General features: G+C 54.3%; 15 protein-coding genes. 13 read left to right on the forward strand and 2 right to left on the reverse strand.

Annotation, left to right across the window (positions count from 1 at the left end; all coding sequences use genetic code 11):
• Both V7680_RS13540 and V7680_RS13545 read right to left on the reverse strand, forming a co-directional pair.
• The coding region (locus tag V7680_RS13540; RefSeq protein WP_442955049.1) for a helix-turn-helix transcriptional regulator at nucleotides 1-176 on the reverse strand (176 nt) is incomplete at its 3' end.
• A complete protein-coding gene (locus V7680_RS13545) occupies nucleotides 139-630 on the reverse strand; it encodes a helix-turn-helix domain-containing protein (protein ID WP_335653797.1) in 492 nt (163 codons plus the stop codon). The genes V7680_RS13545 and V7680_RS13540, both read right to left, overlap by 38 nt.
• A gap of 361 nt (nucleotides 631-991) precedes the next feature.
• On the opposite strand from V7680_RS13545, the gene V7680_RS13550 reads away from it, so the two are divergent.
• The 13 genes from V7680_RS13550 to V7680_RS13610 form a co-directional block, all read left to right on the forward strand.
• Nucleotides 992-1,300 carry a TrbC/VirB2 family protein gene (locus V7680_RS13550; protein ID WP_335653798.1) on the forward strand — a complete coding sequence of 103 codons (309 nt, stop codon included), beginning with the start codon at nucleotides 992-994 and terminating at the stop codon, nucleotides 1,298-1,300.
• Between the two features lie 30 nt (nucleotides 1,301-1,330).
• Nucleotides 1,331-1,618, forward strand: coding sequence for a type IV conjugative transfer system protein TraL (gene traL / locus V7680_RS13555; RefSeq protein WP_335653799.1), 288 nt, complete (start codon nucleotides 1,331-1,333; stop codon nucleotides 1,616-1,618).
• Between the two features lie 11 nt (nucleotides 1,619-1,629).
• Entirely contained in the window at nucleotides 1,630-2,229 is a 600-nt protein-coding gene (locus V7680_RS13560; protein WP_335653800.1) for a type IV conjugative transfer system protein TraE, read from the forward strand.
• The gene (locus V7680_RS13565) at nucleotides 2,226-3,050 is read left to right on the forward strand and encodes a type-F conjugative transfer system secretin TraK (RefSeq protein ID WP_335653801.1); all 825 of its coding nucleotides are present in this window, start codon (nucleotides 2,226-2,228) and stop codon (nucleotides 3,048-3,050) included. Before V7680_RS13560 ends, V7680_RS13565 begins: the two co-directional genes overlap by 4 nt.
• Nucleotides 3,047-4,366, forward strand: a complete 1,320-nt coding sequence (locus tag V7680_RS13570; protein ID WP_335653802.1) for a TrbI/VirB10 family protein — start codon at nucleotides 3,047-3,049, stop codon at nucleotides 4,364-4,366. Before V7680_RS13565 ends, V7680_RS13570 begins: the two co-directional genes overlap by 4 nt.
• Nucleotides 4,363-5,235: a DsbC family protein gene (locus V7680_RS13575; RefSeq protein WP_335653803.1), complete on the forward strand. Its 873-nt coding sequence runs from the start codon at nucleotides 4,363-4,365 to the stop codon at nucleotides 5,233-5,235. The genes V7680_RS13570 and V7680_RS13575 overlap by 4 nt, the downstream gene beginning before the upstream one ends.
• On the forward strand, nucleotides 5,232-5,966 hold the full coding sequence (locus V7680_RS13580) for a hypothetical protein (RefSeq protein ID WP_335653804.1): 735 nt from the start codon (nucleotides 5,232-5,234) through the stop codon (nucleotides 5,964-5,966). The genes V7680_RS13575 and V7680_RS13580 overlap by 4 nt, the downstream gene beginning before the upstream one ends.
• Entirely contained in the window at nucleotides 5,963-8,533 is a 2,571-nt protein-coding gene (traC, locus tag V7680_RS13585; RefSeq protein WP_335653805.1) for a type IV secretion system protein TraC, read from the forward strand. Before V7680_RS13580 ends, traC begins: the two co-directional genes overlap by 4 nt.
• Nucleotides 8,526-8,927: a hypothetical protein gene (locus V7680_RS13590; protein ID WP_335653806.1), complete on the forward strand. Its 402-nt coding sequence runs from the start codon at nucleotides 8,526-8,528 to the stop codon at nucleotides 8,925-8,927. The genes traC and V7680_RS13590 overlap by 8 nt, the downstream gene beginning before the upstream one ends.
• The gene (locus V7680_RS13595) at nucleotides 8,924-9,319 is read left to right on the forward strand and encodes a TrbI F-type domain-containing protein (protein ID WP_335653807.1); all 396 of its coding nucleotides are present in this window, start codon (nucleotides 8,924-8,926) and stop codon (nucleotides 9,317-9,319) included. Before V7680_RS13590 ends, V7680_RS13595 begins: the two co-directional genes overlap by 4 nt.
• Nucleotides 9,316-9,825 (forward strand): S26 family signal peptidase, encoded by a 510-nt coding sequence (locus V7680_RS13600; RefSeq protein WP_100092275.1) that lies wholly within the window; start codon nucleotides 9,316-9,318, stop codon nucleotides 9,823-9,825. Before V7680_RS13595 ends, V7680_RS13600 begins: the two co-directional genes overlap by 4 nt.
• A complete protein-coding gene (gene traW / locus V7680_RS13605) occupies nucleotides 9,822-10,457 on the forward strand; it encodes a type-F conjugative transfer system protein TraW (RefSeq protein ID WP_335653808.1) in 636 nt (211 codons plus the stop codon). Before V7680_RS13600 ends, traW begins: the two co-directional genes overlap by 4 nt.
• A partial coding sequence (locus V7680_RS13610) for a TraU family protein (RefSeq protein WP_335653809.1) occupies nucleotides 10,454-11,042 on the forward strand: 589 nt, incomplete at its 3' end. The genes traW and V7680_RS13610, both read left to right, overlap by 4 nt.

Consider the following 11,042-nt stretch of genomic DNA (forward strand, 5'->3'; position numbering starts at 1 on the left):
ATTGAATGAGGCCTAGGAAATTTCCCATCGTCCATCCAGCGATAGATGGTTGATCGTCCTAGTCCGACACGGTGCTGGACTTCTTTCAGACGGAGCAAACGTGCCGCAGGCGGATCTGGCAGTTTATTTGGCTCAATATCAAGCATATCCGCCTCCATGTGCGCGATCGAAGCCATCGCCCAGAAGCGTATCCTTCCGGGCGAGGTCGTCCATGTGCTCAGCGAGCAGTCGCGCGACGCGTTGAGCAGTCCCCTTCGCCCAATGCGGTTTGACACCGTGGAGGTGATCACCAAGCTGGGTTTCTAGGACATCTGGCAAATGGCGAACCAGTTCTTCAAAAAACAAGGCTAGATCCGTTTGCATCCAGCGTGATGCCTTGTCCTGATCTGAAGCTAGATAAAGAAGCAAATGGGCATGCGGCGATGCGCCCGTGCCATATAATATACGCAAGGCTTCACTTACGGTAGCTTCGCGTTTGCCGGCCAAGATACGCCGCATCGTGCCCCGGTCAATTTCAGCCGCGCGCGCAATGCGCACTTGAGAACGGCCTGATGTTGAGGCCGCCTGATTAAGCAGCATAGATACGCCGGCTTTGATATGCGCCTCGGAAATTCCATTGGTTTCAGTCATGTCATTCATCCTGTCTTTAAGAGAACGAATCACCTGATATCTTGAAGGCGCACCTGTAGGAAAATGAAAAGAACATAAATAGAACAAATAGGAAATTACGAATCAACTGATCCGGGTTTCCTGTTCTGTTAAAAACAGCTTCTGTTTAAATGAGAACAACTGCTGTGCTGGCCTGAACAGTTCCGGGCAGATTAGCGCAATCGCTGTTCGGCTATGCCCATTTCCCTTCCAAATTGTCGCTTTTAGCTTGGGATACATCCAATTTGGCATTTCCTGTTTTCCTACAGGCGGATCACCGATGCACAAAGAACATACAGCGAACGCATGCTGTTTCATGTTTCTCAAGCGAAAGTGATTTTCTATGACCAATATTTCTCAAACACGCCGGCGCGCATCCGATTATCTCATTCCAGCAGCCGTTGCGCTTCTGTGTGCAACGGCTGCCTATGCGGGCGCAGACAATACCTTTGATCCTGCGCTGGCAAAATTTACCGACTTTCTAGAAGGTTCTGGTGGCAAGATCATTACCGTTCTCAGTCTGGCTGCGGGGCTTATTGGTCTTGCATCCGGACGCTTTTCATTGGGGCAAATCGCGGTACCCGTAGGCGTCGGTATCGGCGTCGGGACCGGCGTTCCCATCGTCACCTCTGTTGTCACGGCAGTCATTTAACGACTGCGACCGGCAAGGAGGGCGGCACAAATGGCTGACAGATATCTTTTGCCCCGGCGGCTTGATGATCCCGAACTCATCGGATTTTGGACGATCGACGAGTTTCTTGGCCTGATCATCCCGTTCGCCTGGGGCATATTAGCGCAGCATATTTTTGTAGGAATCGCACTAGCATTTGTCGCCTGGTTCGCTCTTCGAAAAGCAAAATCTGGCGGTGCGAGCGCGCAGCTCCTGCATGCTGTCTATTGGTATCTGCCCGGTTCGTTTCTGGGATTGAGAGCCACGCCGCCCTCCTACTGCCGACTTCTGGCCGGTTGAAAGAGGAGAAGATGGAAGCACAAATAGCACATCAATCGGCCCAGCGCCTGCTGCGGCAACGCAACTGGCTGGCCCTCTTAGCTGCGGGGTTAGCGGTAACTAGTCTGGTCGCCATTGCAGCTGGATCAATGCAGCCGCGTGAAATCGTGCTGGTACCTGTAACCGGACAATCGCTGACTTTATCGAGCGCAGGCGTGTCCCGTGAATATATGGAGCTCGTCACCCGCGATACCGCTCTCATGCTGCTCAACCGCAGCCCTGAAGGGCTTGATTACTGGATGGAGCAGATTCTCAAACTGGCCGATCCCAGCGCCCATGGGCGCCTGAAATCAGAATTGGTTAAAATCGTTTCCGAACAACGCGGCTCCGATATTGCCCAGGCGTTTGTCATCCGTTCGCTTGTCATCGATCCGAAAGAACTCAAGTCTGAAGTGACCGGAACACTCAAGACGTTTGTCGGCGCGCAGGTAATTGCCAGCGAGGAGCGTAAATTTGTCTTTAGCTGGACCTACTCAGGCCTTCGGCTTGCGCTGACCGGTTTTGCGCAGATCCCAACCGAGCGCGATCAACAAATTCAGCAGAAATCAATCGAGAAGGATGCCTCGTCATGAGCAGCATATCATTCACCCTGCCTGCCTGTCTTTTAGGCAGCGGCATAGCGAGCATCAGTTGGGGCATTACGCGAATTCCCGATACCGGATTTAAAACTCTTGGCGTGGCATTACTTATTACCGCCCTTTCATTCAGCGCATCACCGGCTTTGGCAGACCAGTTTGTCGAGGCGGCAGATAATGCAAAAATTGACTGCACATTATCGCGCGATGAGCTGACCCGCATTGCTTTGGTTGGTGACGAGTTTTCAAGTGTTTCAAAAATCGCTTCGGGCTATCCCTATAATGATTTCGGGGTAACGCACGAACCGGTGCGCGGCGATATTTATATTTCCGTGCCGCCCAGCTTTGCCAGTGACAGCGCTAGCTTCTTTGCCACCAGTAAACAGGGGTTTGTCTATAAATTCGTCTGTCACACGGCCCCTGTTGAAGCGCATCAGCTTTTTATAACTAATCCCGCCCTTGCAAAACCGGAGGCGGAGACATGGGAAAACGAAAGAAGCGAAGAACAGACCATCATTGCTTTGGTGAAAGCGGTGGCGGAGGGCACAGCGCCTCCCGGTTACAGCGTGCGCCAGCGGATGACGCGGCCTGTTCGAACCGGATCCATCGAAGTCCAGCTCATCGCAGAATATCGCGGCGCAGGTTTTAACGCGCAGCAATTCATTCTCACCAATCGCGGAAGAACCGCAGTCGAACTCAATGAAGAAGAGCTCGCACCCAAATCTGCGCGCGCAATTTCCCTTGCCCAAAACACACTGGGGGCCGGAACAAGCACATCGGCCTTTGTTGTCACCGCGACCCGGGGGGCAGACCAATGAGCGACGTCAAAACGGCAACCCAGGCTGCGGACACAGAAGCAGAACCCGGACATGCGCGCGCTGGCCTCAACAAGAAGATCGCGCGGCGGCAAAATATGCTGCTTGCCGGTATTGGCAGTCTCGCACTGATCGCAGGCGGTTGGTTTCTGTTTGCCGGTGATGGCGATGAAAAAGGTACGCAAGAAAGCGGCATAGTGACCATTGACGCTGGCAGTCTGGTCAACCGCAATCTCTCCCAGCGCGAGTTTGTCGCGGCTTATGAAAACCGGCTCAATAAACTCACGCAGGATCAAAAGGCGCTCAAGGAAGCGCAGCTCCCTACACGAGAAATAGAGGAACAGATTGAAGCGCTTCGGCTCGAAAACAGCGAAATGCGCGCCAACGGGCAAGCAGCCATCGATGCGATTTCAGCGGAAAACGCGGGTCTGAAAACGCAGCTGGAAGAGAAAGACGCGCCGCCGCCCCCAACAACGCCGCCAACCTATGGTCCGCGAGGCGGAGATTTTGACCGTCAGTCTGCATCGCTTGGATCGCCCGATGGTACAGAAATTTCGCCAGGTGGTTCTCCAACGAGCGAGGTAAAAATCCTCAATTTCGGAAGCGCAGAGCAGGGATCGAAATTTACCAAGAAACGCACATCGGAAATATCACCGGTGCTGGTTGAAGACAGTCCGGAATATCTGCCGCCCAACAGCTATGCACCTGCAAAAGTCATCGTCGGCGTTGATGCCTCGGTCGGGGTTGCCAGTCAGAGCGATCCGCTTCCAGTTGTATTGCGCATTACCGGCCCTGCCCGCTCGGTAATCAAGAACGGCAAGCTGCTCACCACCAATATCACTGGATGCATTGTTAACGGCGCAGCGCGCGGCGATCTGTCATCAGAGAAGGTCTATGTGAAACTCGCCCGCATGACCTGCGATCAGCCAGGCGGACGGGTTGCCGTCAGCGAGGTCAAAGGGTTTATCAGCTTTGCCGGTAAATCCGGCGTGCGCGGCCGCGTTGTCAGCCGCGAAGGCAATCTTGTCAGTCAAGCCCTGCTTGCCGGGATTGTCGGCGGGTTTGGGCGCGGCTTTTCCGCCAATGCCAACGGCATATTTTCCGGTCAGATTGGCGCGGACGGGAAACGCGATAGCCTATCGGGCGCGGACATATTGACCGGCGGTCTTGGCCAGGGCGCTGGCGATGCCGCCGATACTGTCTCCAAATATCTCATCGAACGAGCCGAACAATATCAACCTGTCGTCGAGATGCCGACCGGCATCGATGTCGAGATCGTCTTTCTCGACGGCGTCCACGTAAGGAGTGAAAAAAAGTGAATTTCAAATATCAGAAACTAGGCAGGAACCTAAAATCAAAGGCGGCAGCCATTGCGCTTGCTGTTGCAAGCGGCGGGATGGTTTCCGGCCTTGTTGCAGCCAGCTTCATTTCTGCTCCAGCCAATGCCGCAGCAGTGCTCCAGGATGTTCGAACGGCTATCGAGCTGCGCCTCCCGAAAACACCCATTACCAGCCTCACCTGTCAGGGTTTTGGCGGCCTTTGCGAGGTCGTATCGGAAAAGACATTATTCTATATTGATGAACGCGCGCGCTATCTATTTGTCGGGCGTCTGTACGATATGGAAAGCCGGGCAGACCTGACGGCGGCAAAACTGCTCGAGCTTAATCCGCAGCTGCTGGTCGCAGGATCTGCGGGCGCAAATGCCAGCAAGCAGAATACTGCGGAACAGCGCGCCAACAAACTAGTCTCCAAAGTTCCCGTCGCGGACTTAAAGCCGTCGGGCGCGGTCCATTGGGGATCCAAGTCCGGGCCCAAGCTCATCGTATTTTCCGACTTCAATTGCAGCTATTGTAAGCGTCTGACGGCAGAACTCAAAAAAGCACGCGTGCGCGTCGAAGAGCGACCAATTTCGATTCTGGGCGAAAAGAGCCGAAAACTGGCCGAAGCGGTGATCTGTTCGCGTGATCCTGCAAAGGCATTGCACCAAGCCTATTCCGGCGAAACACCAAAGAAGCAAAAGTCATGCGACACCTCGGGTCTTGATGCCAATGAGGCCTTTGCACGAAGCCACGGTTTTTCCGGGACGCCGGTCATGGTGCGCGCAAGTGATGGCGCGGTGCTTGAAGGATATCGCGGCGCTTCTGAAATCCGCGCGTTCCTGAACTCCAATCCAAAAGGTGCAAAATGACACGCGCGCGCTTTCCATTGGGCTTGATTGCGCTTTCCTGCGTCTCACTGGCATCCTGCGCTAGTCTGGGCAGCAATATTAGCGGCAGTTTTGATTGCAAGGCGCCGGGCGGTAGCTGCGCGCCAACATCGCAAATTGATGCAGCGGCGAGCGTTGCTATGATCGATCGAGTTCCATCAAGTGGCAGGCGAGGTCTGATATCGGCGACGCAAACCGCGCGGACGGGCGAACGGGTGCTCAAGATTGTCTTTCCCGGATTTGTCGATGCGTCGGGTAATTTGCATGAAGCCCGCAGCGTGCACGTAGTCGCAAGATCTCCCGACTGGGCTTCTACATTGGCTGACGATGATATAAATATCGCGAGGCAAATGGCGCGCGATATCTCCAGTGGGGCCAAGCAAGAACCCAAAGACACTTCCGGTGGCGCGCTTAGCGCAGACGATAACTCCAGCGAAACGCCATCAGAATCGATGGACGACGCTGATCCATTTTTCAAAAACTCATATAATTTGCCCTCGCGTGGTTCGTACCCCTTGACCGTGCGAGAGGCAATTGCCGGTGCAAACATGCCGGCAATCGAGGGGTTCGATGGGCTCCCTCCCCCAGCAAGTCGAACCCCTCACCCTGTTTTGAGAGCAATCACGAAAGATGGTCTGCCAAGTATTGAGGCCATCGAAGCCGCCAAGATACGCGGGACCAACAGACTGCCCAGCCAGGAGAAGGGAAGATGACCTTCTCCATTCCATCTGCGCGCGCAAAACTATTGTCGGGACTGTTTGGTGATCACCAAACCGCTGACCATGCAAAACCGAGCATCGCGCTCGATATGCTGTCGGACTGGCTGCCATACCGGGTTTTTGATACCGGGCCGCGGCTGTATCGCAACGCGCGCTCAAAAGGATTTATATTGTCCGCCGCGCCGCTGATTGGCGCGGATGAACGCACGGGTGAAATATTGGGGCAGTTTTTTTCAGAAGGCATGCCCGAAGGCGCGTGCTTGCAGATTTTACATTTTGCCAGCCCGCGCATTGGCCAGGTAGTCGCCCCGTGGTTTGCCAAGCGCTACGCACAGGGCGGCGTATATGAAGCAATGGCGCGCCATAGATCAAAAAGGCTTTATGATCTGGTCTGGGAAAGCGGATCTGCCCATGCGCCATTTCATGCCCGCTGCCATAATTTGGTTATATCGCTGGGCGTTCCAGACACCGCAAATGTCGATGATAACGAACTTACGCAGTGCCGCGACGGGCTTATCGGCGTACTGACGTCTCTTGGCATTGATGCAAATGAAATGGAACCGCAGGAACTCATCGCGCTCGTTGATGATTTGACCTCTCCTACGACGGCACCGCAAGAGGACCGAACCGAATATAATCCGCTCGACGATATCGCCAGTCAAGCGATCCGCCGTGATATTGAACTCGAAGCCCACGACGACCGGATGATCTTGCGCACCGAACGGTTCCGGGAAATCGGGCGCAGCGCTGATGGCACACCTGAGATCGGTGCTATTTATCCCGATGCCTTCGATATCCGGCATTTTGGCGTGAGGCAAATGCCTGAACGATGGGCGCCTTGGGAATGCGCGCGGCTAATCGGTGACATGTTCACCGACAAACTGCGGTTTCCCTGCCCGGCTGCGACTATGCTGTGTCTGGTCTATCCCGACCGCGAGGGCGCGTCTGCAAAAGCCGGTTTCAAATTCATGCGCACGACCAGCCTCAGCCAATCCAAAAGCGCGCGGTTTCTGCCCAAGCTCGCCCAGCAATCTTCCGAATGGAGCCATGTCCAGGCAGAATTGCAGGCTGGCAAAAGACTGGTGCAATTGTTTTACGGCGTAACCAGCTATTCGCCACTCGGCCTCGGCGATGCACATGAACGCTCGATCAAGGCTATCTACAAGGCTGCTGGTTGGGATTTGGCCGACGAGCGCTTTCTCCAGCTCCACGGGCTGATCGCCGCCATGCCCATGACACTGGCGGATGGTCTTGCCCATGATCTCAAACGCTTAAAGCGCCTTAAAACCATGCTTTCGACAAGCGCGGCTCATATTGCGCCGTTGCAGGGCGAGTTTCTGGGCGGGCCGCTGCCACATCTGCTGCTGGTCGGCAGGCGCGGGCAGCCATTCTATTGGTCGCCATTTGAAAATGACGCGGGCAATCACAATGTCGCGATCTGCGGTAAATCCGGTTCCGGAAAATCGGTATTGCTTCAGGAAATGTGCGCGAGCCTGCGCGGCGCGGGCGCGAAAGTCGTTGTGATTGATGACGGCCGCTCGTTCGAGCATTCGGTTAAATTGCAAGGCGGGCGTTTTGTCGAGTTTACCCTCAAATCCGGTTTCTCGCTCAATCCATTCTCGATGATTGATGATGTGCGCGCTGCCGAAGACGATGATTATAAGCTCGACTGCATTGCGATGATCAAAGCGATTGTCGGTCAAATGGCGCGGCACAGCGACCGGCTTACCGATACAGAGCGCGGCCTGATCGATCAGGCTGTTACAACAGTCTGGGAAGCGCTGGGAAGCGGCGGCACCATTAATGATGTAGCAACAGCGTTCGCAGGCATTTCCAATCCCGTAGCCGATGATCTGAGCGTTGCCATCGGACCCTATATGAGCGGCGGAAGCTATGGCGGCTTTTTCGAAGGCCAGGCAAGTATTGCGCTCGATGATGATTTTACAGTTTTTGAAATGTCTGACCTGGCAACGCGCGAGGATCTGAGATCGGTCATTCTTTGCGCTATCATGTTCATGACCAGCCAAGCCATGACCCAAAGCCCGCGCAGCACCAAGAAATTGCTTTTGATTGATGAAGCATGGTCGCTCCTTAAAGGCGGCTCGATGGGCGAGTTTGTTGAAACCTATGCGCGTACTGCACGCAAATATGGCGGCGCGCTGGCAACAGCCACGCAGTCACTCAATGATTATTATAAATCAGACGGCGCTACCGCAGCGCTCGAAAATAGTGACTGGATGCTGGTGCTCCAGCAAAAACCGGAAACCATTGCCGACTTCCGCAAAAACGACCGTCTCGACATGGATGATCGCACCGAAACGTTGATCCGCAGTTTAAAACGTTCGGGCGAGGAATATAGCGAGGTCTTTATCAAAGGCCCGGAAACGCAAGCCATTGGACGCCTGGTTCTCGATCCCTATTCCGCCTGCATCTATTCTTCTTCGCCCGATGTTTATGCTGCGATCGAGGCTGAGCAGGAAGCGGGTGCTTCTCTGGCACAGGCGATCGCCCGCGTGTCCGGTGTTGGCGCCGACAATCGGAAGGGCAAGCACAATGCCTGACAAAACCGATACGCTGTTTGATTCTTATCTTTCCCTTGGGACAAGCAAGGACCGGCGCTGCAATCGCGCTCCGTTCCCACTAAAGCAGTTTTTTCAAACCACTTGCCACATCATGCTGGAAGCATCGTTGTTCACCATGAGCTCGGTATTGATGGCGCTCGGCCTGCCGCTGTGCTTTTTCCTGCTGTTATCGGGCTGGGATTTGCTCGGGCTGTTCACGCATCTGGACAATATGAGCAGCCGCTATCTCGAAGCGGACGGGATACGCAGATTGGCGTTTTCTAGCGATCTTAAAATCATATTCTTTGGGTCTACTGCTCTGATCGCGGCGCTTCGGATGCCAGGGTTTACCAGGCGGATAGCGGGTAGCTTTCCCATAAGGAGCAAGACATGAGCAAATTTGCAATTTTCTCAGAGCATCTGCCAAGCGGGCGATCAGTTATCATGGTCCTTCTGGTCACGGCGGCGATTTTGTGGATCATCTGGGTCAGCTTGCGTCTGATCGAACCTAACAAGCAACAAATAGTGCAGGTCCGCATGTCCGAGATCATGCGGGATTTCGTTGACGCAGAAGCAAAGGGCGCAACTGATCCGGAAGTGACGCGCGAGGCCATTGCCCGGTATCTCAAAGCAACCGAAGCGGCGGTGGATGATTTGGGCCGTAGCGGACATGTGATTTTGGTTGCTGAAGCCGTGCTCTCCAAAAATACACCCGATGCCACGTTGCAGCTTAAAGTCAAAATCGCCCAAAAACTGGAAAACGACAGCCGGGAGAAACCGCAATGAGCGCTCTCATATCCCGCCTGAAACGCCCGCTTGTTCTGGCAATGCTGGCAGCGATCCCGTTGCTCTACGCGCCGATAGCCAAATTCAGCGACAACCATGCGCTCTTGATCAATGCCAGTCCCAGCCTGCCCAACTGGGCATTCTGGCTGGATAAGAATTTTACCCCTTCTCGGGGCGCGTTGATATTCTTCGAGCCACCGCGTTCAGAACTACTCATCAATCACTTTGGCGCGAAACCGCAGATCTTCGGAAAGCGGATATTGGGCATGCCGGGCGATCGGGTTCGCCATGACGGCAAAAATGTCTTTATCAACAATAGGCTTGTGGCGCGAACCAAACCCAGAACCCGTAAAGGGGCAGCGCTTACCAAAGGTCCAGTAGGCATCATTCCGGGCGGCTGCTATTATGTCGGAACGTCCCACAAACATGGCTTTGATAGCCGCTATGGCGAGATTGGTTTCATTTGCGCGCCCCGGATTATTGGCACCGGGAGGGCAATATTGTGAACAGACTATCTTTGCCTTTCCTCATTACGGCCCTGCTGTCGTCACCGGCATTGGCGCGCGACTATGGCCAGCAGGGTACGCATTTCCCGATTATCGAACCGGATTTACTCGAACAGATTCAGTCGCGCCTTCAGACCATGGACAAGAACGGTGACATTGACCGGCTCAACCAGAAACTCAAAGCGCGCACCATAGCGCGAGTAAACCGCCCCAAGCCAGTTGCAGGATTGGTGAGAGCGACAAAAGCCACCACGCGCTTGTTCGATCCAACCATCACATTGCAGGCCGATATATTGGATCATGATGGGCGCAGGATCTGGGCCAAAGGAACCAGGGTCAATCCTCTCGATACCGTTCCATTGCGCACGGCGTTGATTTTTTTAGACGGCGATGACCCCGCGCAGCTCGAATGGGCATTTGCGCAAAAATCAAAGACGGCAAAACTCATTCTGACAAAGGGTGCACCGCTTCAACTTATGAAAGCTCGGCAACGACGTTTCTATTTTGATCAGAGCGGAAAACTGACCGCGCATTTCGACATCAAGGCGCTACCCGCAATGGTCGATCAACAGGGCCGGATGCTGCGCATCCGCCAATTTGCGCTTTCCGGGGAGCAGGAGCGAAGCCAATGAAAACATTGTTTCGAAAAATCTTCAGATTAAAACCCGTATGGCTCTTGCTCGTGCTGGCATTCAGCCTGCTTGTCTCATCGCCAGCGCGCGCCGATGCGGGCCCTGGCCGCTGCACCGGCAAATTTGTCAATCCGATCACCGATATCTGCTGGTCCTGTCTGTTTCCTCTGTCAATTGGCGCTTTGGATATCTGGCCATCGAGCAGACCTGATCCTAAAAACCCCGCGCTGCCCGTATGCCTTTGCGGTTTGCGCCCCGGCATTGCGATGGGGTTCTGGGAGCCGGTGCGGCTTGCCGATGTCAGCATGAAGCCCTGGTGCTTTGTCAATCTGGGCGGGCTCAAGATCGATCCCGGATTTGATATTGGCTATCGTTCCATCTCGGGACCATCGGCCATTGGCGGCGCGAGCCAATATTATTCCAGCTGGCATGTCCACTGGTATGCTTATCCGCTAATCTACTGGATGGAGATTGTTGCTGATTTTCTCTGCCTTGAAGCAGGATCTATCGACATTCTTTATATTTCCGAGATTGATCCGCTGTGGCAAGACAGTGAACTCACTGCGATCATCAATCCAGAAGCAG

It is taken from the genome of Parasphingorhabdus sp. (assembly GCF_036963705.1).
Taxonomy (GTDB): domain Bacteria; phylum Pseudomonadota; class Alphaproteobacteria; order Sphingomonadales; family Sphingomonadaceae; genus Parasphingorhabdus.